Origin of the sequence: Gryllotalpicola reticulitermitis, from assembly GCF_042651345.1 — a bacterium.
In the GTDB taxonomy this organism is placed as follows: Bacteria; Actinomycetota; Actinomycetes; order Actinomycetales; family Microbacteriaceae; genus Gryllotalpicola; species Gryllotalpicola reticulitermitis.
The window spans coordinates 1,014,225-1,039,242 of record NZ_JBHSCN010000005.1; the positions used below are offsets into that span (position 1 = coordinate 1,014,225).

Genomic DNA, 25,018 nt, shown 5'->3' on the forward strand with positions numbered 1-25,018 from the left:
ATGCCCTCGCACACGGCCCGTCGCGGACTCTCGCTCCGCAGGGCACTCACCGTCGTCAGCACCTGCGCCGCGGTCCTCGCAGCGACGCTGACGGTCTCCGTTCCGGCCGACGCCGCGACAGCTTCGCCCGCAACCCCAACGGCAACCGCAGCCTCAGGCGGATCCGCAACCGCAACCTCGGCCCCGACCGTCTCACGGCTGCAGGGTGCCGACCGCTACGCGACGGCCGTGCAGGTCGCGAAGGCGACGTACCCGAAGGGCGCCGCAGTCGCGTTCGTCGCGTCGGGCGCGAACTTCCCGGATGCCTTGGCCGCCGGCCCCGCAGCGGCGAAGCTGGGGGCGCCGATGCTGCTGACCTCGCCGACGAGTCTTCCGAGCTCGGTTGCGGCCGAACTCACGGCGCTCCACCCGTCGACCGTGTACCTGGTCGGCGGTCCCGCCGCGCTGGGGCAGGGCGTCGCTTCCGCGGTGCGCACGGCCGCGGCGCACGCGACGGTCACCCGGCTTGACGGCGCTGACCGTTACGCGACCGCGCGCGCCGTTGTTTCCGCGACGTTCCCGACGGCGTCGAAGGCGTTCATCGCCACCGGTGCCGGCTTCGCCGACGCGCTGTCGGCCGCTGCCGCTGCCGGGTCCGCCGACGAGCCGGTCGTGCTCGTCAACGGCACGGCGCCGACGCTCGATGCAGCCACGACCGCTCAGCTGAGGAAGCTGGGCGTGAAGGACGTCACGATCGCCGGCGGCCCCGCCGCAGTTTCGACGGGCATCCAATCGCAGCTCGGCCGCTTCCTGGGCGGCGCGTCGCACGTGACGCGCTACGGCGGTGCCGACCGCTACGCGACCTCCGCGCTGATCGGCGAGGCGTCGTTCGCGAAGGCGACGACCGCCTACTTCGCCTCCGGCGCCGAGTTCCCGGACGCGCTCGCCGCCTCCGCGGCCGCCGGCGCGCAGCACGCGCCGCTCTTCACGGTGGAGTCGGGCTGCGTTCCGAACCAGACGGGCGCCATCGTGAAGAGCCTCGGCGTCTCGAAGGTGACGCTGGTGGGCGGCCCGCAGGCGCTGTCGGCACGGGTCGCGGCGCTCACGCCATGCCAGGCGCCCTTCAGGATCGCGCCGACTCCGACGATCTCGGGAAGGGCCGAGGTCGGTCAGCCGCTCACGGTCAACCCGGGATCGTGGTCGCCTGCGCCGAGCCATCTCGCCTTCCAGTGGCTGAAGTCGTCCGGCGGCTCCGAGAGCTTCGGGAAGATTCCGGGCGCGACCGCCGCGAGCTACACCGTGCCGAACGGCGACGCGGGCGATCGGTTCAAAGTGACCGTGACCGCGAGCCGCAGCGGCTACCTGACCACGGGAAGGACGAGCACGGCAACGGCGGCCGCATCGCCCGGCCCCGAGCTGTCGATCGTCGCCGGTGTCGGTGACCAGGTGATCCCCGGCCCGGCGCTCAAGAGCCCGCTGTCGCCGCAGAGCGTCGCGGTCGATGCCGCGGGCGACCTGTACATCGCCGACTACGGCGACCAGGTCGAGAAGGTGACGCCCGACGGCGACCTGTCGATCTTCGCGGGTACGGGAAGGATCGGCACGCCGATCGCCGGCCCCGCCACGAAGAGCCCGCTCGAGAGCGTCTCGGGGGTTGCCGTCGACGGCGGCGGAAACGTGTACCTGGCCGATCAGGGCTTCGTCGAGATGGTGACCCCGGCGGGCTGGCTTTCGGTCGTGGCCGGAAACGGCGGGTTCGCCGACGGGCCCACGACCGGCCCCGCGCTCAAGAGCACGATCGCGGTCGACGCGATCGCGGTCGACGGCTCGGGCGCCCTGTACCTCGCCGACCAGGACGGCTACGTCGAGAAGGTCGCGGGCGGCATGCTCTCGATCATCGCCGGCACCGGAACGTCGCGGGCTCCGAGCCCGGGCCCGGCCACCAAGAGCTCCATCGGTACGGACTCCGGCATCGCGGTCGACTCAGTGGGCAACATCTATCTCGCCGATTCGGACAACGACCTCATCGAGAAGATCACCGCGGGGAGCGACATCCTCTCGATCGTCGCGGGCGGCGGCCACGTGGCACCGACGGACGGCCCCGCGACCGACGCGTCGCTCAGCCCCAGTTCGATCGCGGTCGACGGGGCGGGCGACCTCTACATCGGCGACGACAACGGCTACGTGGAAGAGGTCACGCCCTCAGGCACGCTGTCGGTGATCGCGGGGAACGGCGGTGAGCTGATGACCGCGGCCGGCCCGGCGCTCGCGACCTCGATCGCGGCCGCCGGGGTCGCGGTCGACTCGGCCGGGGACGTGTTCGTCGCCGACCAGAACGGTTTCATCGACCGGGTGACCGGTGGCGTGCTGTCGATCGTCGCGGGGCTGAGCGTCGCTCCGATTCCCGGCCCGGCCACGAGCAGTCCGGTGGGCACGGACGGCGTCGCCGTCGATGCCGCGGGCAACCTGTACGTCGCCGACGCGATGAACGGCTTCGTCGAGAAGATCGACACGACGGGCACCCTGTCGATCGTCGCCGGATCGGGGAGCGCCGATGTTACCACGCAGCGCCCGACTGCGGGACCGGCCACTGCCAGCCTCATCGTCCCGGTCGGCGTCGCGGTCGACGCGTCCGGCGACCTGTACATCGCCGACGCCAACGGATACGTCGAGAAAGTCGACCCGTCCGGCACGCTCTCGATCATCGCCGGCGACGGCGAGTCCGGGGTCGCCCCGGTCCCGGGCACGGCACTCGACAGCCCGCTGACCCCCGCGGCCATCGCCGTGGACCGATCGGGGAACGTCTATCTCGCCGATGCGGTCGGCTATGCCGAGAAGGTAACCCCCTCCGGCGTGCTGTCGATCGTCGCGGGCAATGGCTCGGCACTGGGGGGCGGCTTCGGTGGTCTAGGCGGCTCCGACGTCCCGACGCCCGGGCCGGCGACCAAGAGCGCACTCGGCATCACCACCGGAATCGCGGTCGACGCCTCGGGCGACCTCTATCTCGCCGACGTCGAGAACTCGCTGGTCGAGAAGGTCACACCGGCGGGCGTGCTCTCGATCGTGGCCGGCGGCGGCTCCGTGCCGCGGACGTCGGGCCCCGCGACGGCGGCGCAGATCGAGGTGGATTCCGTGGCGGTCGACAGTGCGGGCAACCTCTACATCGCCGACGGGAACGGCTACATCGACAAGGTGTCGCGGTCGGGCAGCCTGTCCGTCATCGCGGGAAACGGGTCCCAGAACCCGCCGACGCCGGGCGTTGCCCTGTCCAGCGGTGTGGGAGCGCAGGCACTGGCGGTGGGAAGCTCCGGCGCGGTGTACGCGTCTGACTGGAGCGGCTACCTGATCAAGGTCGTGCAGTAGGGGTCCGTCGTGCACCGTGACCTGCTTGGGGGCTGCCGCAGCGATGCGGCGGCCCCATAGCCTCACGTGGTGTCCCTGCTGCCCGCCCGCAGTGCGACCGCCGTGCGTCGCGGCGGCGCCATGCTGGCGATCATCGCCGCCGTGGCCGGGGCATCCGTCTTGACCGCCGTGCCCAGCTCGGCCGCGACCACGACCTCCCGCGTCTGGGGAGCCGATCGCTACGCGACCGCGGTGCAGCTCGCGAAGACCGGCTACCCGCATGGCGCGCCGGTCGTCTTCCTCGCCTCCGGCGAGAACTTTCCGGATGCCCTCGGCGCCGGCCCCGCAGCGGCCAAGCTCGGCGGCCCGCTGCTGCTGACGGCACCGGCCGGCCTGCCCGGCTCGGTGGCGACGGAACTCGCGGCGCTTGCCCCGTCGCGCGTGTACCTGGTGGGCGGCACCGCCGCGGTGAGCGCGGCCGTGACCTCGCAGGTGCAGTCGGCCGTGCCGCGCGCGGTCGTGTCGCGCCTGCAGGGCGCCGACCGCTTCGCGACGGGCCGCGCGGTGGTCAGCGCGGTGTTCTCGAGCGCGTCGACGGCGTTCATCGCGACGGGCGAAGGATTCGCGGATGCCTTGTCCGCGGCCGCCGCAGCAGGTTCCGCCGGTGACCCGGTCGTGCTCGTCAACGGCGCCGCATCGTCCCTCGACTCGGCCACGGTGAGCGAGCTCACCTCGCTCGGGGTGAAGAACGTCGTCATCGCCGGCGGCACCGTCGCGGTGTCCGCAGGAATCGAGTCGAGGCTCGACTCGCTCGTCGGCTCGACCCATGTGAGCCGCCTCGGTGGCGCCGACCGCTACGCGACGTCCGCGCTCATCGGGCAGGCCTCGTTCCCGACCGCGACGACGGCCTATCTCGCGTCGGGCGCGCAGTTCCCCGATGCGCTCGCCGCGTCGGCCATCGCCGGCGCCCAGCACGCGCCGCTGTTCACCGTCCAGGCGGGATGCGTGCCGAATCAGACGCTGGGCGTGATGAGCGGTCTCGGTGTGACGAAGGCGGTCGTCGTGGGCGGAACGGCCGCACTGTCAGCGAGCGTGCAGTCCTTGCACAGCTGCCAGCCCTCGTCGCCGGTCACCCCGGTCACGCCGTCGTCACCGTCGTCACCCTCGTCCCCGTCATCGCCGCCTCCCGCCTCGTCGGCCGGAATCCTGTCGATCGTCGCGGGCGTCGGTGCAGCAGTTCAGCCGGGCCGGCCGGGAAGCCCGATGTTCCCGCAGGGCATCGCGGTCGACGCATCGGGAAACCTCTTCGTCGCCGACTCGAGCAACGATGTGATCGAGAAAGTGACGAGCTCGGGTACGGCCTCGGTCGTCGCCGGCAACGGCACGAGCGGCGCGCCGCGTGCGGGGGCCGCAACGAGCAGCCCTCTCGGCACGGTCCAGGGCGTCGCCGTCGACGCCGCGGGCAACCTCTATATCGCCGACGGCATCGGCTACGTCGAGAGAGTGACGCCGGGTGGCACGCTGTCGATCGTGGCCGGCAACGGCGGCTATGGGGCGCCGACTGCGAGCGCGGCCCAGGGGGCGGCGACGCGCACGGCCGTCGTGCCGTCGGGCATCGCGGTCGACAAGGCGGGTGACCTCTTCATCGCCGATCCGAACAGCCTCGTCGTTCTCAAGGTGACGCCGGCCGGTGCGCTCTCGATCGTCGGCGGCAACGGGAAGCAGGCGTCGCCGAAGGCGGGACCGGCGACCGGCAGCCCCGTCGACGCCTCGGCGATCGCCGTCGACGGCGGCGGGAACCTGTATCTCACCGACTGGAACGGCTACGTGCTCAAGGTCACGGCGGCGGGGGCACTGTCGGTCATCGCGGGCAACGGCACCTGGAATCCGCCGCTCTCCGGCGTTGCGACGCACACCTCGGTCGAACCCGGCAGCATCGCGGTCGACGCGGCCGGGAACGTCTACGTGTCCGGCTGGGTGGGCGACGTCGAGAAGGTGGCGTCGTCGGGCGCGCTGTCGGTCGTCGCCGGCACCGTCGCGCCGGGCGCACCCACCGCCGGGTCGGCGACCGCGAGCGGCCTCGGCTCCTGGATCGACGGCCTCGCCGTCGGCAGCGCCGGCACCCTCTACATCGCCGACGCGAGCAACCGCGTCATCGAGAGGGTCGTGGGCTACTGACCTCGCGGTGCCTGAGCGCCGGTGCGCAGAAGAACGACGCGAGCACGAGGGCGAGCACGATGATCAGGGCATGCAGAATGCCCACGTGGTCGGCGAGGAAGCCGATCACGGGCGGTCCGCCCAGGAACGCGAGGTAGCCGATCATCGCGACCGCGGCGACCCGCGTGGTCGCGTTCCGCTCGTCGTCGGCCGCGGCGGACATGCCGAGCGGGAACCCGAGCGAGGCGCCGAGGCCCCACAGTACGGTGCCGGCCACGAACACCTCGGGGCGGCCGCCGAGGATGAACAGCAGCAGTCCGACGACGGCGAGACCCGCGGTGATGCGCACCGCCGTCGCACGCCCGAGGCGGTCGACGAGCGGGCCGCCGGCCATGCGACCGATGGTCATCGCGACGAGGAAGGCGTCGAGCACCAGCGCTCCCTGCGCCTTCGTGGCGCCGTGCTGGTCGACGGCCGCGAGGGCGATCCAGTCGTTCGCGGACCCCTCGGCGAACGCCATGCCGAGCATGACGACGCCGATCAGCACGAGCGTCGCGTCGCGCCAGACGACGATGCGCTCGATCACGGAACGCTGAGCCCGGCGCAGGGCGGACTCGGCGGCGCCGCCGACGGATGCCTGGGCCTTCGGCTCCTCGACGCGGGTGGGAATGAAGCGCACGGCGACGACCACGGTCACGACGATGACGAGGGCGATGACGGCGAGGTGCGCCCAGGTCGGCACGTTGAGGGCCGCGGCGCCCGCGCCGATGCCGGCGCCGATCACGGTCCCCACCGAGAAGCAGCCGTGCATGAAGGGCAGGATGGTGCGCCCGATGCGCCGTTCGACCGCCGCGCCCGAGACGTTCATCATCACGTCGACCGCGCCGTTGCCGAAGCCGAGCAGCGCCAGGCCGACGACGGTCGCCGGAATGTTGCCCCACAGGGTGGCGCCGGCGCCGGCCAGCGCGAGGCCGACCGACCCGACGATCAAGGCGGCGGAGATGCCGACCCGGTGGCCGAGCAGCTGCGCGGCCGGCGGCGCTACGACGAGGCCGAGGATCGCGCCGAACGAGATGCAGAGGATCAGCAGACCGATCTGCCCCGGATCCACGTCGAGCGCCTGCCGCGCCGCGGGCAGCCGGGCCGCGAAGCTCGAGATCATCACCCCGCTCAGGGCGAAGATGACGAAGATCGCGTTTCGCCAGTGGCGCTGTTCCGTCGTGACGGTGCGGGGCGCAACGGTGGTCATGGGTGTGCTCACTTAGGAAGTCGGAATGCTCCCTGTGAATTCGACGGTCGAATCGATTCGAGGGGAGGGTCCGCCTAAGCTATCTGAAACCCTTCTCGAAGGGAAGGAGCACTCCGTGACCGACCTCTCGACTTCGATCGAGCACCGGCCGACCCTCGCAGCGGTCGCTGCGCGCGCGGGCGTCAGCGCATCCACCGCCTCCCTCGCCTTCAGCGGCACCGGGCCCGTCTCCGACGCGACCCGCGAGCGCGTTCTGCAGGCGGCGCGCGAGCTCAACTACGGCGGCCCCGACCCGCGCGCCCGCTCGCTGCGGCGCGGTCGCAGCGGCATCGTGGGGGTCGTACTCGAAGAGCGCGTCCGCGACGCCTTCCGCGACCCGATCAAGATCGCGACCCTCGACGGCATCTCCGAAGAGATCGGTGCGATCGACGCCGGTCTGCTCGTGCTGACCGAGGTCGCCGGCGACGCCGCGGCGGCGACCGCGGCGGAGGCCGACGGCAAGAACCCGATCACCCTGCGGGACGCGCCCCTCGACGGCGCGGTGCTGATGGGGTGCAGCCCGCGGTTCGAGGAGTCGATCGCCACCCTGCGAGCACGCGGAGTTCCGATCGTCGCCATCGAGGGCGACCCGGGCGACCCGGACGTTCTCATGATCCTGCAGGACAATCGCGACGCCACGCGCCGCGGCGCCGAGCACCTGCGCGAGCTCGGCCACACGCGTGTTGCGATCGTCGCGCTGCCCCTCGACCGCGACCACAGCTATGCCCCGGTGACGCCCGAGCGCGTGGCCGCCGGCACGAGCGCGACGACGCTCGAGCGTCTCGCCGGCGCGTGGGACGTGTTCCCCGACGCGGCCGCCTACACCGGCAACGGCTCGTACGTCGAGGCGGGCCGACGCGTCGCCCTCGAACTGCTGGCGGGCGACGCATCCGACCGACCGACCGCCATCATCGCGCAGAGCGACCTGCTCGCCGCCGGCGTGATCCGCGCGGCGGAGGAGCTCGGCATCTCGGTGCCTGGCGAGCTCTCGGTGATCGGCTTCGACGGGGCGAAGGTCGACGGCCTGTGGCCCTACGACCTCACCACGCTCGTGCAGCCCGCGGTCGAGAAGGGCCGCGCCGCCGGCCGGGCGATCGTCGCGATGCTCGCCGGCGAGGAGATCTCGTCGCAGCACTTCACGAGCGAGTTCCACCTGGGCGACACGACGGCGCCGCCGCCCGCCGTCTAGCGCGTCAGCGCTCCGGCAGCCCAGCTGCGCCGCTCAGCCGAGCTGTGACAGCTGCGCCGCTCTCAGCCGAGCGGCGACGCCCACGGCCCGTCTGACCCGGCCGGGTACTCCTCGAGCGGCACCTCGCCCTTGTGCCAGGCCGCGACCACGGGGTCGACGAGCCGCCAGCACTCCTCGGCCGTGTCGCCGCGCACTGCGAGCATCGGGTCGCCCTCGAGCACGCCGGCGAGCACCTCGCCGTACGCCGGCAGCTGGCCCGGGTTGAGTGAGGCCGTCAGGCTCGCGTGATCGATCGTGTACGGGTCGCCGGGGCCGTTCACGTCGAGCTCGAGCGTCATCTCGAGCGTCTTCAGGTCCAGGCGCAGACGGTTCGGAGCATCCGATCCTTCGATGTGCTCGGGGACGTGAGCCGGCGGCTGGAAGGTGAACACGATCTCATGCCGGCCCGAGCCGAGCCCCTTGCCGCTGCGCAGCATGAACGGCACGCCGGCCCAGCGGTTGTTCTGCACCTCGACGGCGAGCTCGGCGAGCGTCTCGGTCTCGTTGCTCGGGTCCACGCCCTGCTCGTCGACGTACGACGGCAGCTTGCGCCCATCGATCGTGCCCGCCGTGTACCGCGCCCGTCGCGACGCCGTCTTCGGGCTGCCGCCCCAGAGCTGCGTCGCGCGCAGCGCGAGCGCCTTGAGGTCGCGCACGTCGAGCGCGTCGAGGGCGGCGGGGGGCTCCATCGCGACGACCGCGAGCACCTGCAGCAGGTGGCTCTGGATCATGTCGATCAGCGCGCCCGCGTGGTCGTAGTAGCGCGCACGGCCCTCGAGCCCGAGAGTCTCGTCGAACACGATGTCGACGCGCGCGACATGGAGGTTGTTGAGCAGCGGCTCGATGATGCGGTTCGCAAACCGCGTGCCGAGGATGTTGAGCACGCCGCTGGTGCCGAGGAAGTGGTCGACGCGGAAGACGTGGTCCTCCGGCACGAGTGTGGCCAGCTTCTCGTTGAGCTTGTGAGCGGATGCCTCATCGGTGCCGAATGGTTTCTCGAGCGCCAGCCGCACGCCGTCGAGCTTCAGGCTCGCCAGCGCGTCGCACGCCTTCGCGGTGATGGCGGGGGGCAGCGCGAAGTAGATCGCCGGCGGGTTGTCGCACGCGTCGATCAGCTTCTTCAAGTCATCGGCGGAGGTGACGTCGGCCGTGAAGTACTTCGTCCCCTTGACCAGTGCGTCGACGGCTTTGCCCGAGGCATCCCCGGTCTTCATCGCGGTCTTGACGCGATCGGTCCACTCGGAATCGCTGTACGTCTCGACGCCCGCCCCGACCAGCTGCACCTGCCGCTCGGACTGCACCGTGAGCAGGCCGCCGAGGCCCGGCATCAGCAGCCGCGATGCGAGGTCGCCGCTCGCGCCCAGGATCAGGAGTGTTGCAGGGTCCGTCTTCGCATACTTCCCACTGTTCGTCACGTCCCTGAAGGTACCCGCCGCCCCGTGCCGAGTCACGGTACCCATCAGTTCTTCCCAGTCCCGGCGCCGGCCCGCGGCGCCGGGACGCGGCCGCGCGCTACAGTTACGGCTCCGCGCGCCAGCGAGAGCTGTAGCGCCGACCGGCAGCTGTAGCGCGGCTCACGGGACCCGGCCCCAGGGGCCCTGGGGCTCAGGAGCTCAGGGGCTCAGGGGCTGAGGGGCTCAGGTGCCGGTGACGAGCCACCTCGGCGTGCGGGCGCGCAGGCCGAGGGTGAGCGCACGGGCACCCAGATAGACGAAGGCGAACGCCGCCGCGAGCCAGCCGAGTCCGGCCCACGCCGCACCGTCGAAATGCGCGACGAGCACCGCGAACGGCACGAAGCAGGCGAGGTTCACGATGCCGGTCAGGGCGAGGTAGCGCGCGTCGCCGGCGCCGATCAGCACCCCGTCGAGCACGAAGACATAGCCGTCGAGCGGCGCCGCGACCGCGATGAGCGCCACCGCGAGCGGCAGCACCGCGAGCACCCGCGGGTCGGATGTGAACGCGTGCCCGAGCCACGGCGACAGAACCAGCACGAACGCGCCGAGCACGATGCCCGCTCCGATTCCCCACTCGAGGCACCGGCGCAGCACGGCGCGCACGCGCGGCACATCGGCGGAGCCGAGTCCGTGCCCGATCAGCGCCTGCGCCGCGATCGCGAGCGCGTCGAGCGCGAACGCGAGCGTGTTGAACACGGTCATCGCGACCTGCCAGCCCGCGAGCTCGGTCGAGCCGAGACGAGTGGCCGCCCACGTCGCGAACAGCAGCGCGGCACGCAGCGCCGCTGTGCGGATGAGCAGCCACCACCCGGCCCCGGCGACCCCCATGACACCGTGCAGGTGGGGCGCGAGGCTCGCACGTTCACCGTGCTCATCGCGCTCGGCGCGGGCGCGGCGCACGATGACGGCGACGTACGCCACGACCATGGCCCACTGTGCGACATCGGTGCCGAGCGCCGAGCCGCGTACGCCGAGCCTGAGCCCGTAGATGAACAGCACGTTGAGGCCGGCATTCGCCGCGAAGCCGCAGACGGCGACGACGAGGGGCGTGCGCGTGTCCTGCAGGCCGCGCAGCAGGCCGGTCGCCGCGTAGACGATGAGCATGGCCGGCAGGCCGACCATCGCGATGCGCAGATAAGCGGATGCCTGTGCCGTGACGTCCGGCGCGGCGCCGAAGGCGCCGACCAGAACCGGCGCGGCGAAGAATCCGATCACCCCGAGCAGCAGCCCGAGCCCCGTCGCCAGCCAGGTGCCGTCGACGCCGAGCGAGATCGCGCCCGGCCGATCGCCGGCGCCGAGCCGTCGTGCGACAGCTGGGGTGGTGCCGTACGCGAGGAACACCATCAGGCCGACGATCGTCTGCAGCACCGCGCTCGCGAGGCCGAGACCCGCGAGCGGGACCGCGCCGAGGTGCCCGACCAGCGCGCTGTCGACGAGGAGGAAGAGCGGCTCTGCGACGAGCGCACCCAGCGCCGGGACCGCCAGCGCCAGGATTTCACGGTCGACGGGGCGCGACTTTATCCGGGGCACCGCTAGATCATTACAGGCACCGGCAGAATGCGAGCATGACCGACGGTCCCGACCGCTCAGCTGCGCCCCCGCCCGAGTCGCACTGGCCGCATGCGCCCGAGCCCCCGCAGCCCATTTCCGTTGCGCAGCCCGCGCCGTCGCACTGGCACCTCGCCCCGCCTCCGGCCGCGCAGCGTCCACCCGTCGCCCCGCAGCCCTGGCAGCACCCCCAGAAGCTGCCCCGCAAGTGGCTCGGCGCGTGGGGTGGTCTCTGGATCGTCCTCGGGTGCCTCGTCATCGTCGGCCTCGAGATCCTCGAGGCGTGGGCGCTGCGCGGCGTCGTGCGCCCCTCGCCGCGCGACTACGACGTGCTCGATCCGACGCTGCTGCTCATCGGCGGCGCGAGCGTGAATGCGGGCTTCCTCTACACGATGGCCTACCGGCTCCGGCCGGAATGGCGCCTCACCGCCGTGCGTCTCGTAGCGGGCGGCCTCGTGGCCGGTTTCCTCGCGGGCATCGTCGCGGGCATGGGCAATGGGCTCGTCGACGCGGTGAGCGGTGGCACGAACGCAACACCGAGCACGGCGAGCTTCGCCGCGGTCGGGTTCATCGAGGAATCCGCGAAGCTCGCCGCCGCGCTGCTGCTCGGCCGCACCCTGCCGTTCAAGAACGGCCGGATCGGCCTGTTCGTGGGCGCCGCGGTCGGTTTCGGCTTCGCGTCGGTCGAGAACTTCGGCTATCTGCAGGTCGCGTGGTCGGTCGGGCTCGCCCATGCGGACCCGCTCGGCGCGACATTCGGCACGTCGATCGCTCGCCAGCTGATGGGACCGCTGCTGCACCCGGTGCTCACGGGACTGTCCACTGCGGCGGTCTTCGCGACGAGCCGCGGGGGTCGATACCGCCTCAGCTGGGGTGCCGTCGGCGCGTGGCTCGCGGTCGCGTGCGCGCACAGCCTGTTCGACCTCGGCTCGTCCGCGGGCGACGGGGTCACCGCAGTGACCATCGTGGCGTACCTGGTGTGCGCGTTCCTGGCGTGGCTGCTGATCAGCCGCGCCCTGAAGCGCCGCGACGAGGTTCGCCTGGGCTTCCGCCCGCCGCCCCCGGGCGTCCTCGACTTCCGCTGACCGGCCGCCTCCGCTCCCACTCCCGCTCCCGCTCCCGCTCCCGCGGGAGCACCGATGCTTCGCCATCTTCACAAAATTGTGAACACGGCGTAGCTTGTGCCGCGTGACCGCTGTGATCGAGGCACAAGGCCTCACGAAGCGCTTCGGCAAAGTGCACGCGCTCGATGGGCTCGATCTCGTCATCGAGCAGGGCGAAGTGCACGGCTACCTCGGCCCGAACGGCGCCGGGAAGTCCACGACGATCCGGATTCTGCTGGGGCTGGCGCGCGCGAGCGGCGGCGCAGTGAGCGTGTTCGGTGCGGATCCCTGGCGCGAAGCATCCGCTCTGCATCGCCGTATCGCAACGATCCCCGGCGACGTCGCCCTCTGGCCGAACCTCAGCGGTGGTGAGACGATCGACCTGCTGGTGCGGTTGCGTGGCGGCGACACCAGATCGCGTGACTATACGGATGCCCGTGCCGGGCTCATCGACGCCTTCCAGTTCGATCCGACGAAGAGGGCGCGCAGCTACTCGAAGGGCAACCGGCAGAAGGTGGCGCTGATTGCCGCGCTCGCGCACCCGGCCGAGCTGTACATCTTCGACGAGCCGACGAGCGGACTCGACCCGCTGATGGAGTCGGTGTTCACGCGCGAGGTGGGCCGCATCGCAGCCGGGGGAGGCACGGTGCTGCTCAGCTCGCACATTCTGAGCGAGGTCGAGAAGCTGTGCACGCGCATCTCGATCGTGCGCGCCGGGAAGGTGGTCGAGTCGGGCACCCTCGGCGAGCTGAGGCACCTCGCGGGCGCGACGCCCGACGGGCCGCCGGTGTCGCTCGAGGAGCTCTTCCTCAAGCAGTACAGCGCCGGCCAATGATGTTCACGCGGCTGCTCCGCTTCCGCTTGCGCCGCGATCGCTGGCAGCTGATCGTGTGGGCCGTCGCGCACTTCCTGGTCACGGCTCTGGTGGTGAGTGCCGTGCAGACGACGTACGGCACTGCGGCTTCGCGCATCAGCACGATCAAGGTGCTCATGGTCACGCCCGCGATCCTGATCTTCCGCGGCACGCCTCACGGCGCGAGCGAGGGCGACTTCGTCGCGCTGCTCGGCCTCACGTTCATCGCACTGCTCGTGGTGTTCCAGAGCACGTTCCTGGTGATCCGGCACACGCGCGCCGAGGAGGAGCGCGGGCAGGCCGAGACGATCGCGGCGACGGCCGCCGGGCGACTGGCACCGACCCTCGCGGTGGTCGTGCTCGGTGTCATCGCGAACGGCATCGCGACCGTGGCGATCGCTCTCGCCTGCCTGGTCGGCGGTCTGCCGGCGGCGGGCTCATGGGTGTTCGCCGCGGCGTGCGGCACGAGCGGTCTCGCGTTCGTCGGCATCGCCTTCGTGTTCGCGCAGCTCTTCCCGACGTCCCGCGGTGCCAACAGTTGGGCGGCGACCGCGGCTGTCGTCGCCTACTTCGTGCGCGGCATCGGCGACGCGGCCGGAACGCCGCACGCGGCGACTCTCACGCTCTCGCCGGCGTGGCCGCGCTGGGTGAGTCCGATCGGGTGGGCGCAGGCGACGCTGCCGTGGGCCGAGAACCGGCTGTGGCCACTCGCCTTGGGGCCCTTGGCCGTCGTGGTGCTCACCGGCGTGGCACTCGTGATGCAGGAGCGCCGCGACGTCGGCGCGGGCGTCTTCGCCGAGCGGAAGGGTCGCGCCACGGCGTCCCGTCGGCTGGGCGGCGCATTCGGCCTCGCCGTGCGGCTGGAGCGCGGTGTGCTCGCGGGGTGGATCGCCGGGGTCGTCGCCGTCGGCCTGCTGCTGGGCGGCCTCTCAGGCGTCGTCGTCAACCAGCTGAGCAGCGCGGGCCCGGGCGTGACGAGCGCGATCAACGCGATCGGCGGCGCGAACGGCACGGTCCTCGACGCATTCGCGAACGTCGGCGCGATCTTCTCGGCGCTGCTCGCCTCGGCGATCTGCGTACAGGGCGCGATGCGGCTGCGACAGGAGGAGTCAGCGGGCGGTGCCGAACTCGTTCTCAGCGCCGCGACGGGTCGGGTGCGGTGGATGCTCGCTTTTCTCGTCGTCTCGGGCATCGGCGCGATCGTGAGCCTGCTGCTCGGCGGACTCGCGGCGGGCGCGGCGGCGGGCGCCAAGGGCGGCGGCTTCGGCACGTGGTTCTGGGCGATCGTGTGGGAGATCCCCGCGGTGCTCGTGTTCCTCGGCGTCGTCGCGCTGGTCTTCGCTCTGCTGCCGTCGGCGACCATCGTGGTGGGGTGGGCGATCTTCGCGCTGGGCGCGGTCATCGGGTTGTTCGGCCCGCTCTTCGGGCTGCCGGACTGGGCGCGGCAGCTCGCGCCGTTCGCACACACGCCGCAGGTGGCGCTCCCCGACCCGAGCTACACCGGCGGCTGGGTGATGGCGGTGATCGCGGTGGCCCTGGTCGTCGCATCCGTCCTCCTCTTCCGCCTTCGCGACACGAGGCCCGGTTCATGACGGGCGGTGCCAGCGCCCACGACGCCAGTGCGCACGACCCCGGCGCCCACGAGGAGCTGCAGCAGTACGCCGAGAAGCTCGCCGCCGTCTTCATCGCGGCCGGGTTCCCGCGCATGGCCGCGCGCGTCCTGCTGACGGTGATGCTCTCAACGGATGCCGCACTCACCGCCGCCGAGCTGCAGGAGCGCCTCGGCGTCAGCGCCGCGGCGGTGTCCGGTGCGATCAAGTACCTCGAGACGCTGGGCATGGTGCGCCGCCGCGCGCACCGCGGCTCACGAAAAGAGCGCTACGAACTGCCCGAGCAGGCGTGGTACACGGCGACGCTGCGTCAGCCGCCCTTCTACGCCGAGATCGCGGGAATGCTGCCCGAGGGAATCACGACGGCACGGCGAGCGGATGCCTCGGACACGGTCGCTCGGCTCACAGAGATGCAGCAGTTCTTCGAATTCCTGCGCGTGCGCCTGCCGCAGCTCTACGAAGAGTGGGCCGCGCAGCGGGGCGACCGCTAGCGAACACGGCGCCGCACCGATTCAATGAGGGTGGTGGTCCGTCGCGATGAAGGGAACTGGGCATGGAACTGAGGTCTGTCGCCGTCGTCGGCTCGGGCAGCCCAGGCGGCGGCATGGCGCAGGTTCCGGCCGAGTATGGCGTCGTTGCGGCACGAGGCGCCGACTGGGCTGATGGCCTGCCGGTGCCGCTCGACGTGCCCCCCGAGCGCGTCGCCGCAGCTCTCGCCGGCGCCCGGCGCCTGGTGGTCCTCGACGACGACCCGACTGGTACGCAGACCGTCCGCGACGTTCCCGTGCTCACGCGGTGGGGGGTCGATGACATCGCCTGGGCGCTCGAGCAGGACACCCCAGGGTTCTTCGTGCTGACGAACACCCGGAGCCTCAGCCCCGAGGACGCCGCGCAGCGCAACCGCGAAGCGGCCGAGGCGGCGCTCACCGCCGCAGCTCGGGCCGGCGTCGACCTCGTGTTCGCGAGCCGCAGCGACTCGACCCTTCGCGGGCACTTCCCGCTCGAGACCGACGTTCTCAGTGCGGTCCTCGCGGCCCATGATGAGCCGGTGGACGGCGTGCTCCTGTCGCCCGCGTACATCGACGCGGGCCGCGTCACCCTCGACGGCGTGCATTGGCTGCGCTCGCCGAGCGGTCTCACGCCCGCCGGCGAATCCGAGTTCGCGCGGGACGCGACGTTCGGGTACCGCGCGTCTCGGCTGTCCGATTGGGTGGAGGAGAAGACCGGCGGCCGGATTCCCCGCGCCGGGGTGCGGCTTGTGACGCTCCCCGAGCTGCGCGGTTCGACCGGCGCGCTCCAGCAGGCGCTGTCGTCGGCACGCGAAGGCGGTGTGCTCGTGGTCGACGCGGTCACCGACGACGACCTGCGCGCGACGGCGCTCGCCGTCGTGGAGGCGGAGGCGGCGGGCATCCGTCTCATCTACCGGGTCGGTCCCTCGTTCGTCCGCGCCCGCCTGGGGCAGGGCGCACACCAGCCGCTCACCGACTCGCAGCTCGACGAGCTCACGGGCGACGGCCACGGCCTGATCGCGATCGGCTCGCACGTCGGTCTGACGACCCGGCAGCTCGACCGGCTCGCGGCACGCGTCGACCCCGCTCTCATCGAGGTCGACGTGGAGCGCATCGTGACCGGCGACGCCGCCTCGCACGTCGACGAGGTCGTGGCGCGGGCGGCCACGGCCCTTTCCGATGCGCCCGTCGTGGTCAGCACGAGCCGGCGCCTGCGCCTCGGCGCGACGGCCGCCGACAGCCTCGACGTCTCCCGTCGCGTGAGCGCGGCGCTCACCGAGGCCGTGCGGCGCATCGTCGCCGCGCGCCGCCCGGCGTACGTCGTCGCCAAGGGCGGCATCACGTCGTCCGACATCGCGACGCACTCGCTCGGGATCGACCGTGCGATGGTGCGCGGCTCGCTGCTGCCGGGGATCGTCTCCCTGTGGCAGGCCGAGTCGGGACCGTCGCTCGGGCTGCCCTACGTGGTGTTCGCGGGAAACGTGGGCGACGATGACGCGCTCGCCGACGTCGTAGAGAGGCTGGAGGGCAGATGACGATCCGATCGATCGCCGTGATCGGGCTGGGCGCGATGGGACTGCCGATGGCGGCGCGCCTCGCCGCGGGCGGGTTCGAGGTGCGCGGATTCGACCCCGTCGATCAGCGCAGGCAGCTCGCCACCGCCGCGGGCGTGCGCCCGGCTGACAGCATCCGTACGGCCGCCGACGGCGCCGACTGCGTCCTTCTCGCCGTCCGCGACGGGGCCCAGGCCGAGCAGGCGCTGTTCGGCCCCGACGGAGCTGAGCCGGCGTTGCACCCCGGCACGGCGGTGATCGTGACGAGCACGATCGGCGCGGCGGCGGTCGGCGCGCTCGCCGCGGCGGTCGCAGAGCGCGGCGCCCTCTTCGTCGACGCCCCCGTCAGCGGCGGCCCGCGCCGCGCGGGCGAGGGCGATCTGCTCGTCGTGGTCGGCGCACCCGACGCGGCGATCGAGGGCGTCCGGCCCGTTCTCGACCGACTCGCGTCGACGCTCACCATCGTCGGCCCGCGCCCGGGCGACGGGCAGCTGCTCAAGACGATCAACCAGCTGCTGGCGGGTGTCCACATCGCGGCCGCCGCCGAGGCGATCGCGCTGGCGCGCGGGGCCGGGCTCGAGCCCGGCGTGGTGGTCGAGGCGCTCTCGACGGGTGCGGCCGGCTCGTTCATGCTGCAGGACCGGGGGCCACGGATGCTTGAAGCCCTCACCGGCGACCCCGAGGTGCGCTCCCGCGTCGACATCTTCGTGAAAGACATGGCGCTCGTCGCAGGCCTCGCGGCCGAGACCCACGTGCCGACTCCGCTGGCCGCCGCCGCAGGCCAGCTGTACCTGCTGGCCGAGCGTGCCGGCCTCGGCGCGCACGACGACTCCACGGTCGTCACGCTGCTGACGGGCGGCGCGGCGCGCACGCCCGAACCCGATGAGAACAGAGGAGAACGTCGATGACCGACGGAATCGTGCTCGGCGCATATGTGCTGCACCAGGAAGATTTCGAGACGCCGGACGAAGAGGCCGAGTGGTATCGGCTGCTCGCAGGCGTCGATGGCGCGGGTGGCCTTGAGATTCCGCTGCGCGGGGGGCGGTTGCATCCGGAAGGCCCCCGACGCGTTGCCGAGCTGCTGCCCGCCGGGTGGAAGGTGGTGATCACGGTGCTGCCGGCAGCCCTGGCCGCGCTGCGCACAGCGCCGGGGTACGGCCTCGCGTCGGTCGACTCCGAGGGCCGCGCCGCCGCGATCGCCGACGTGCGCGCCGCGCTCGATGAGGCCGCGCAGCTCGCCGGACTCCTGGGGCGACCGGTCGTGTCGGCGCTCCACGTCACCTCCGCTCCGCGTGGCGGCGGCTCCGGGCCGCTGCGCGTCGAGGCGCTCACCACGTCGCTCGCCGAGCTCGGCGACGAGGCCGGGTCGATCGGCCTGTTCGTCGAGCACTGCGACTCGTGGCACGACGACCGGCGCTGCGAGAAGGGGTTTCTGGCGCTCGGTGACGAGATCGCCGCGATCACCGCTGCGCAGGAGCGCACGGATGCCTCGCTCGGCCAGGTCGTGAACTGGGGCCGGTCGGCCATCGACGAGCGTTCGGTCGACGGCGCGCGCCGCCATCTCGACGCGCTGCTCGGCGCCGGAACGCTACGCGGCGTGGTGCTCTCCGGTGCGTCCGCGTCAGGTGGCGCACTGGGCGGCGCCTGGACTGACGTGCACAACCCCATCGACACCGCCGACCCGAGTTCGCTGCTGACCGAGTCGGAGGTCGCGCTCGCCCTCACCCGCGAGGTGGTCGCGGCCTCGGCCCACATCGGAGTGAAGGTGCAGGACCCGGCCAGGTCCGCTGATCTCGACGCGCACCTCGAGCCGTTGCGCGCCACCGTCGCCTCCGTCCGCCGCGCCGTTGCGGGGGTGACGGCATGAAGATCGGCATCACCGGGGGAGCGGGCTTCATCGGCACCCGTCTCGCAGAGCGACTGCTCGAGGCCGACAGCCTCCGTCTCGGGGGCGCGGCCCCGGCCGCACTCGACGAACTCGTGCTCGCCGATCTCGCTGCGCCGCACGCGTCCGTCGCCGGCGACTCGAGGGTGCGCCCGGTCGTGGGCTCGCTCGCCGAGACGCTCGACGAGCTGCGCGACGTCGACGCCGTCTTCCACCTCGCCGGCGTCGTGAGCTCGGCGGCAGAGGCCGACTTCGATCTTGGTCTCGACACCAACATCGACGCCACGCGCGCACTGCTCGAGCTGTATCGCGGGAACGGCCGTGCGCCGCTCTTCGTCTTCTCGAGCTCGCTCGCGGTCTTCGGCAGCGACCCGGCGATCGGGCCGATCGGCGAGGTCGACGACGACACGCTGCCGCGGCCGCAGAGCAGCTACGGCGTCGAGAAGTTCATCGCGGAGCAGTACGTGGCCGAGTACACGCGACGTCGCTTCGTTCGGGGGCGCAACGTGCGTCTCATGACGGTGTCCGTGCGCCCGGGGCGGCCGAACGCGGCGGCGTCGAGCTTCCTCTCGGGCCTGATCCGCGAGCCCCTCGCGGGCGAGCGCGCCGCGTGCCCCGTGCCGCCCGACACCGAAGTGGCGCTGTCGTCGCCGACGAAGACGGTTCAGGGACTGCTGCGGGCCGTTGAGGTCTCCGACGGCGAGTGGGGCAGCCGCACGGCGATGAACCTGCCGGCACTCACGACCACGCCGGCGGAGATGGTGGCCGCGCTCGCGCGCGTCGCGGGGACCGAGGTCGCGGCCCTCGTCGACTGGACCCACGACGACGCCATCGCCGCGATCGTGACCAGCTGGCCGGCACGCTTTCGCCCCGCGCGGGCGACGGCGCTGGGTCTCGAACCCGAGACCTCATTCGACGACATCATCCGTGCCTACCTCGGCGGAGCAGGCCACTCGGCTTCCTCATAACCGCGTCGCTAGTGTGGGGTGAATGACCGAGTCATCCGCCCCCGCCGTCGCCGCGGCGTCCGGCATCACCCTCGACGAACTCGACCCGCAGACACGTCCGCAGGACGACCTGTTCCGGCACGTCAACGGCAAGTGGCTCGAGCGCACCGAGATCCCCGCCGACAAGGCGCGCTGGGGCAGCTTCTACCAGCTCGCGGAAGAAGCCGAGAAGGCGGTGCGCACCATCATCGACGAGTCGCAGAGCGCGGCCGTCGGCACCGAGGCCCGCAAGATCGGCGACCTGTTCACGAGCTTCATGGACACCGAGCGCATCGAGGAGCTCGGCGCGCGCCCGTTGTCGAGCTCTCTCGCGATGGTCGACAACGTGCACTCGATCCCGCAGTTCCTCGAGACGCTCGCGCACTTCGAGCGCATCGGCGTCGGCGGCTTCTATCAGCTATTCGTCGACAATGACCCGGGCGACCCCACGCGCTACCTGGTGTTCTTCGAGCAGGGCGGCCTCTCGCTGCCCGACGAGAGCTACTACCGGGACGAGACCTTCGCGGGCGTGCGTCGCGCGTTCGTCACGCACGTGCAGTCGATGTTCGAGTTCGCCGGGCTGGCGGATGCGGCACGCAGGGCCGAGAACGTCTTCGCACTCGAGACCCAGCTCGCCAAGCACCACTGGGACAACGTCAAGTCGCGCGACAGCGAGAAGACCTACAACCTCTACAAGTGGGATGCCCTCGCGGCGCTCGCCGCCGGGGACGGCGCCGACCTCCAGGTGTGGCGCGACGCGCTCAAGGCGCCCCACGGCACGTTCCGCGAGCTCGTGCTGCGGCAGCCGTCGTTCACCGTCGGGCTCGCGAGCCTGCTCACGGTCAAGCACCTTCCCGCGTGGAAGGACTGGCTCGCGTGGCAGGCGATCCACGCGCGGGCGCCGTACCTCAGCTCGGATTTCGTGCACGCGAACTTCGACTTCTACGGCCACACGCTGACGGGCACCCCGCAGATCCGCGAGCGGTGGAAGCGCGGAGTGTCGTTCGTCGAGGGCGGCATGGGCGAGGCGGTCGGTCGCGAGTATGTCGCGCGGCACTTCCCTGAGCAGTCCAAGTCGCAGATGGACGCCCTCGTTGCGAACGTGATCGCGGCGTACCGCGACAGCATCCGCTCGCTGCCGTGGATGGGGGAGGACACCAAGAAGCGCGCGCTCGAGAAGCTCCAGAAGTTCACGCCCAAGATCGGCTACCCGGCGAAGTGGCGCGACTACTCGAAGCTCGCGGTCGACCCCGCGAACCTGATCGGCAACGTGCGTGCCATCGCGGCCTTCGAGTTCAACCGCGAACTGGCGAAGATCGGCAAGCCGATCGACCGCGATGAGTGGTTCATGACGCCGCAGACGATCAACGCGTACTACAACCCGGGCTTCAACGAGATCGTGTTCCCGGCAGCCATCCTGCAGTACCCGTTCTTCGACCCGAATCGTGACGCGGCGGCCGACTACGGCGCCATCGGCGCGGTCATCGGGCACGAGATCGGGCACGGATTCGACGACCAGGGCTCGAAGTTCGACGGTGACGGCCGACTCGTGTCGTGGTGGACGGATGCTGACCGCGCCGCGTTCGAGAAGCTGACCGGGGCGCTGATCGCGCAGTACGACGCGCTCACGCCCGCGCAGCTTCCGGCCGGCTCGCCGCACGTCAACGGCGCGCTCACCATCGGTGAGAACATCGGCGACCTGGGCGGCCTCGGCATCGCGTGGAAGGCCTACGTGCGCTCGCTCGGCGGCGCGCAGCCCCCGGTGATCGACGGTCTGACCGGCGCGCAGCGGTTCTTCCTCTCCTGGGCTCAGGCCTGGCAGCAGAAGGGGCGCGATGCCGAAGTCATCCGTCTGTTGACGATCGACCCGCACTCGCCCAACGAGTTCCGCTGCAACCAGATCGTGCGCAACATCGCCGGGTTCTACGAGGCCTTCGACGTGCACGAGAGCGATGCTCTGTACCTGCCCGAGGCGAGCCGCGTCACGATCTGGTAGCGCGGGGTAGCCCCGTAACGACCAACTCAGTACACGTACTCGAGCAGGTCGAGGCCGATCGTGCGCATGCCCTCGACGACGCGCAGCCGCGACGAGAGTTCGGAGTCGTCGAAGTACATCGAGACGGCATAGACGACTCCGGCGCGCGGACCGCGCAGCACGCCGACCTCGCTGCGCACGCCGACGTCGGCGCCGGTCTTGTTGATGAGCATGATGCCGTGATCCGCGCCGCGGTGCGCGAACGGATCCAGCCCGAAGGCGCCCGCGACCAGCGTGACGTCGGCATTGAGCGAGAGCCATTGCACGACGCGCTCGCTGACATCGCGGTCGACGACGCTGCCGCGGGCGAGGGCGCCGAACAGCCAGGTGAGCTCCGCGGCCGAGCCGACGGACAGCTGCGGCGCGTCGTCAGGCCCGCGGTGGTTCCGCACGAGGTCGAGCAGCGCGGTGCGGGTCAGGCCGAGCTGCTCGGTGCGCGCGCTGACCGCGTCGAGCCCGATGCGGCGCAGCAGCACGTTGGTGGCGAGGTTGTCGCTGGCGGCCCCGACGAGCGCGGCGAGGTCGGCGATCGGCAGGGAGGGCACCGCGAGGTGCTGCCACACGCCGGACTCGCCGACCGCGTCGCGCGTCTCGCGGTCAAGCAGGGTGAATCCGGCCGACTGCCGCTGCTCGAGTTGCGCGGCAACCTCGATGAGCAGCAGCACCTTCCCGATCGATGCGGTCGGCATCACGACGTGGTCGTCGACGGACAGCAGAACGCGATCGGATGCCAGATCGACGGCCCGTGCCGAGACCTGCACCCCCGCGAGCGCCAGCTCCGCCAGGGCCGCGAAGCCCCGCTCGAAGCTGTCCGACGTCGTCTCGCCGCGGTGTCGCCCCTGCGACGCGGAGGCGTGCCGCGCACGGCGCTCCGCGGTCGATTTCACCCTGAAAGCATAAATGGACCTGCGCCCGTGGCGGGCGCCCGAAGCTGCTCTCTGGGCGCCAAGTAGGATTGACCGGATCCCCCTCTCGCAATCCCCTCCAGGAGACCGCTTCCATGGCAGAACAGTCCCGCCTCGAGTCCGTCATCGCCCTCGCGCAGCACCGTGGCTTCGTGTTCCAGTCGGGCGAGATCTACGGCGGAACGCGCTCGGCGTGGGACTACGGCCCCCTCGGCGTCGAGCTGAAAGAGAACATCAAGCGGCAGTGGTGGAAGACCTTTGTGCGTGGCCGCGGTGACATGGTGGGCCTCGACTCGTCGGTCATCCTGCCGCCGAAGACGTGGCAGGCCTCCGGTCACCTCGCCACCTTCAACGACCCGCTCACCGAGTCGCTCGTGACGCACAAGCGCTACCGCGCCGACCACCTGTTCGACGCGTACGAGAAGGAGCACGGTCACCCGCCCGTCAATGGTCTCGACGACGTTCCCGACCCCGACAACCCTAAGGTCGTCGGGCAGTGGACCCCGATCCGCCAGTTCAACGGCATGCTGAAGACCTACCTCGGTGTCGTGGAAGACGAGTCGGGTCTCGCGTACCTGCGGCCCGAGACCGCGCAGGGCATCTTCACGAACTTCCTCAACGTGCTGCAGACGAGCCGCAAGAAGCCGCCGTTCGGCGTCGGCCAGATCGGCAAGGCGTTCCGCAACGAGATCACTCCGGGCAACTTCATCTTCCGTACCCGCGAGTTCGAGCAGATGGAGATCGAGTTCTTCGTGCCGCCGACCGAAGCACCGGAGTGGTTCGACAAGTGGGTCGAGGCGTGCGTGAACTGGTTCGTCGACCTCGGGGTCTCGCGCGACAGCATCCGTCTCTTCGACGTTCCCGACGGCGATCGTGCGCACTACAGCGACCGCACGATCGATGTCGAGTACGACTTCGGCTTCGAGAACGAGCCGTGGGGCGAGCTCATGGGCATCGCGAACCGCACCGACTTCGACCTGAAGAGCCACGCGGGTGTGTCCGGCCGTGACCTGTCGTACTTCGACCCGACGAGCAACGAGCGCTGGACGCCCTACGTCATCGAGCCGTCGTTCGGACTGACCCGCTCGCTGATGGCGTTCCTGCTCTCGGCGTACGACGAGGAGGAGGTGCCGACGGCGAAGGGCGGCACCGAGACGCGAACCGTGCTGCGCCTCGACCCGCGCCTCGCGCCGTTCAAGGTGGCCGTGCTGCCGCTGTCGAAGAAGGAGACGCTGACGCCGCTGGCCCAGCGCATCGCCGACGAGTTGCGCGGCGAGTGGAACGTCGACTACGACGAGACGCAGGCGATCGGTCGCCGCTACCGCCGGCAGGACGAGATCGGAACGCCGTACTGCGTGACGGTCGACTTCGATTCCCTCGAGGACGACGCGGTGACGGTCCGCGACCGCGACACGATGCAGCAGGAGCGCATTCCGGTCGCCGGCCTGCGCGCCTACCTGGCGGAGCGCCTGGCCGGCGCCTGAGCCTAGTGGCGGCGGCGCAGGGCCACGATCAGCGTGACTGCGCCGCCGATGGCCGCGCCGACCACGCCGATGGCCGAGTAGACCTTGGCCGGCTCCTCGTCCCACATGCGGCGAATCCGCTTCGGGAAGTTGATCTTGTCTTCGAACTCCTGAAGAGCCGAGACGAGCTCGGCGCGTGCGCGCTCGACCTCGGTCTCGCGCGGCAGGTCGCTCTGCTGCGGTCGCGCGGCGTCGCGCGGGGGCTGGTGCTCAGTAGTCATAGTCGCCCACTCCCTTGACGGCGTCGACGTCGCTCTTGATGCTCGTGATCGTCTGCTTCGGCGTGGCCGAGCCGATGCGCTTCAGGAAGCGGATGCCGATCAGCACCAGCACGATGATGATGATGAGCAGGATGCCTGCGACGATCAGCGCCGCCGCCCAGGGCGGCACGATCAGGCAGAACGCCAGGATCGCGGCGGTGATCAGCACCGGAACGAGCAGGAGCCCGATGACCGCGGCCCCGAGCAGCAGGCCGATGCCGATGCCGGCGACCTTGGCCTTCGCGATGAGCTCGGCCTTGAGCTGGTTGAGCTCCGCGCGCAGAAGCGCGATGAACAGCTGCGGCAGCTCGCTGACGAGCTCCGGAAGAGAACGTGCCCCTTGTGCCATGTTCTCGCGCCGCTAGCCGTTGAGCGGTTCGGACGTCGAATCGGTCTCCGCTGCGGCTTCGGCCGCGGCAGCGCGTGCCGCGGCGACCTGGGTCGCCTTCGCAGCGGGAGCGCCGGACGTGCCGTAGACGCGGCCGTTCGTGCTCTTGCCGGTCGTCCTCGCCTGGACCGCGTTGATCGCGCCGGTCGCCGCCTTGCGAGCCCCGTCGAATACCGCGCCGGGAATATCTCCGATCTTCTCGGCGACGTAGTCCTCGGCGGCGTGGACCTGCTTCTGGATGCCCTCGCTCTGCCAGACCTTGTTGGTCGCGGCCGCGATCTGGTCATACCGCTTACGCCCGGCACGTGCTCCGAGCACGTACCCGGCGGCTAGTCCTACCGCGAAAAGCAGTCTGCCCTTCATCATGACACCCCCGTGATCCTCTGATCTCAGCCGTCAGGTGACGGTCGCT

Annotated in this window: 19 protein-coding genes and 1 pseudogene; 13 read left to right on the forward strand and 7 right to left on the reverse strand. The window is 71.3% G+C overall.

The window, feature by feature from the left end; genetic code table 11:
- Together ACFOYW_RS11925 and ACFOYW_RS11930 are read left to right on the forward strand one after the other, a co-directional pair.
- Complete coding sequence (locus ACFOYW_RS11925; RefSeq protein WP_390229148.1) at nt 1-3,342, forward strand: cell wall-binding repeat-containing protein; 3,342 nt, start codon at nt 1-3, stop codon at nt 3,340-3,342.
- 69 nt (nt 3,343-3,411) lie between these two features.
- Nucleotides 3,412-5,499 (forward strand): cell wall-binding repeat-containing protein, encoded by a 2,088-nt coding sequence (locus ACFOYW_RS11930; protein WP_390229149.1) that lies wholly within the window; start codon nt 3,412-3,414, stop codon nt 5,497-5,499.
- Here the strand turns inward: ACFOYW_RS11930 and ACFOYW_RS11935 are convergent.
- Nucleotides 5,474-6,739, reverse strand: a complete 1,266-nt coding sequence (locus tag ACFOYW_RS11935) for an MFS transporter (RefSeq protein WP_390229150.1) — start codon at nt 6,737-6,739, stop codon at nt 5,474-5,476. The genes ACFOYW_RS11930 and ACFOYW_RS11935 overlap by 26 nt on opposite strands.
- 103 nt (nt 6,740-6,842) lie before the next feature.
- Here ACFOYW_RS11935 and ACFOYW_RS11940 point away from each other — a divergent pair, with 103 nt between their 5' ends.
- The gene (locus ACFOYW_RS11940; RefSeq protein WP_390229151.1) at nt 6,843-7,955 is read left to right on the forward strand and encodes a LacI family DNA-binding transcriptional regulator; all 1,113 of its coding nucleotides are present in this window, start codon (nt 6,843-6,845) and stop codon (nt 7,953-7,955) included.
- Between the two features lie 62 nt (nt 7,956-8,017).
- Here the strand turns inward: ACFOYW_RS11940 and ACFOYW_RS11945 are convergent, their stop codons facing one another.
- Together ACFOYW_RS11945 and ACFOYW_RS11950 are read right to left on the reverse strand one after the other, a co-directional pair.
- Nucleotides 8,018-9,409 (reverse strand): glucose-6-phosphate dehydrogenase, encoded by a 1,392-nt coding sequence (locus ACFOYW_RS11945; protein ID WP_390229152.1) that lies wholly within the window; start codon nt 9,407-9,409, stop codon nt 8,018-8,020.
- Nucleotides 9,410-9,631: 222 nt separating this feature from the next.
- A complete protein-coding gene (locus ACFOYW_RS11950) occupies nt 9,632-10,969 on the reverse strand; it encodes an MATE family efflux transporter (protein ID WP_390229638.1) in 1,338 nt (445 codons plus the stop codon).
- 44 nt (nt 10,970-11,013) lie between these two features.
- Here ACFOYW_RS11950 and ACFOYW_RS11955 point away from each other — a divergent pair, with 44 nt between their 5' ends.
- The 9 genes and pseudogenes from ACFOYW_RS11955 to ACFOYW_RS11995 all read left to right on the forward strand — a co-directional run bounded on the left by ACFOYW_RS11955 (nt 11,014) and on the right by ACFOYW_RS11995 (nt 21,491).
- On the forward strand, nt 11,014-12,081 hold the full coding sequence (locus ACFOYW_RS11955) for a PrsW family glutamic-type intramembrane protease (protein ID WP_390229153.1): 1,068 nt from the start codon (nt 11,014-11,016) through the stop codon (nt 12,079-12,081).
- 103 nt (nt 12,082-12,184) lie between these two features.
- A pseudogene (locus ACFOYW_RS11960) lies at nt 12,185-12,859 on the forward strand (ABC transporter ATP-binding protein); the annotation flags it as partial.
- A gap of 71 nt (nt 12,860-12,930) precedes the next feature.
- Nucleotides 12,931-14,544 carry an ABC transporter permease gene (locus tag ACFOYW_RS11965; RefSeq protein ID WP_390229154.1) on the forward strand — a complete coding sequence of 538 codons (1,614 nt, stop codon included), beginning with the start codon at nt 12,931-12,933 and terminating at the stop codon, nt 14,542-14,544.
- A complete protein-coding gene (locus tag ACFOYW_RS11970) occupies nt 14,541-15,053 on the forward strand; it encodes a GbsR/MarR family transcriptional regulator (RefSeq protein ID WP_390229155.1) in 513 nt (170 codons plus the stop codon). Before ACFOYW_RS11965 ends, ACFOYW_RS11970 begins: the two co-directional genes overlap by 4 nt.
- Before the next feature lie 62 nt (nt 15,054-15,115).
- Nucleotides 15,116-16,606 (forward strand): four-carbon acid sugar kinase family protein, encoded by a 1,491-nt coding sequence (locus ACFOYW_RS11975; RefSeq protein ID WP_390229156.1) that lies wholly within the window; start codon nt 15,116-15,118, stop codon nt 16,604-16,606.
- Nucleotides 16,603-17,532 carry an NAD(P)-dependent oxidoreductase gene (locus ACFOYW_RS11980; protein WP_390229157.1) on the forward strand — a complete coding sequence of 310 codons (930 nt, stop codon included), beginning with the start codon at nt 16,603-16,605 and terminating at the stop codon, nt 17,530-17,532. Before ACFOYW_RS11975 ends, ACFOYW_RS11980 begins: the two co-directional genes overlap by 4 nt.
- On the forward strand, nt 17,529-18,491 hold the full coding sequence (locus ACFOYW_RS11985) for a DUF4862 family protein (RefSeq protein WP_390229158.1): 963 nt from the start codon (nt 17,529-17,531) through the stop codon (nt 18,489-18,491). Before ACFOYW_RS11980 ends, ACFOYW_RS11985 begins: the two co-directional genes overlap by 4 nt.
- Nucleotides 18,488-19,477, forward strand: a complete 990-nt coding sequence (denD, locus tag ACFOYW_RS11990; RefSeq protein WP_390229159.1) for a D-erythronate dehydrogenase — start codon at nt 18,488-18,490, stop codon at nt 19,475-19,477. Before ACFOYW_RS11985 ends, denD begins: the two co-directional genes overlap by 4 nt.
- 22 nt (nt 19,478-19,499) lie before the next feature.
- On the forward strand, nt 19,500-21,491 hold the full coding sequence (locus tag ACFOYW_RS11995) for a M13 family metallopeptidase (protein ID WP_390229160.1): 1,992 nt from the start codon (nt 19,500-19,502) through the stop codon (nt 21,489-21,491).
- 26 nt (nt 21,492-21,517) lie between these two features.
- On the opposite strand, the gene ACFOYW_RS12000 is transcribed toward ACFOYW_RS11995, so the two are convergent.
- Nucleotides 21,518-22,417, reverse strand: a complete 900-nt coding sequence (locus ACFOYW_RS12000; protein ID WP_390229161.1) for a serine hydrolase — start codon at nt 22,415-22,417, stop codon at nt 21,518-21,520.
- A 113-nt stretch (nt 22,418-22,530) separates the two neighbouring features.
- Between ACFOYW_RS12000 and ACFOYW_RS12005 the strand changes: the two genes are divergently transcribed.
- Nucleotides 22,531-23,919, forward strand: a complete 1,389-nt coding sequence (locus ACFOYW_RS12005) for a glycine--tRNA ligase (RefSeq protein WP_390229162.1) — start codon at nt 22,531-22,533, stop codon at nt 23,917-23,919.
- 2 nt (nt 23,920-23,921) lie between these two features.
- Here ACFOYW_RS12005 and ACFOYW_RS12010 read toward each other — a convergent pair whose 3' ends face one another.
- The 3 genes from ACFOYW_RS12010 to ACFOYW_RS12020 are packed head-to-tail and all read right to left on the reverse strand — an operon-like array spanning nt 23,922 to nt 24,972.
- Nucleotides 23,922-24,179, reverse strand: a complete 258-nt coding sequence (locus ACFOYW_RS12010) for a hypothetical protein (RefSeq protein WP_390229163.1) — start codon at nt 24,177-24,179, stop codon at nt 23,922-23,924.
- Nucleotides 24,169-24,567 (reverse strand): phage holin family protein, encoded by a 399-nt coding sequence (locus ACFOYW_RS12015; RefSeq protein WP_390229164.1) that lies wholly within the window; start codon nt 24,565-24,567, stop codon nt 24,169-24,171. Before ACFOYW_RS12015 ends, ACFOYW_RS12010 begins: the two co-directional genes overlap by 11 nt.
- Before the next feature lie 12 nt (nt 24,568-24,579).
- Entirely contained in the window at nt 24,580-24,972 is a 393-nt protein-coding gene (locus ACFOYW_RS12020) for a YtxH domain-containing protein (protein WP_390229165.1), read from the reverse strand.
- Nucleotides 24,973-25,018 lie beyond the last annotated feature (46 nt).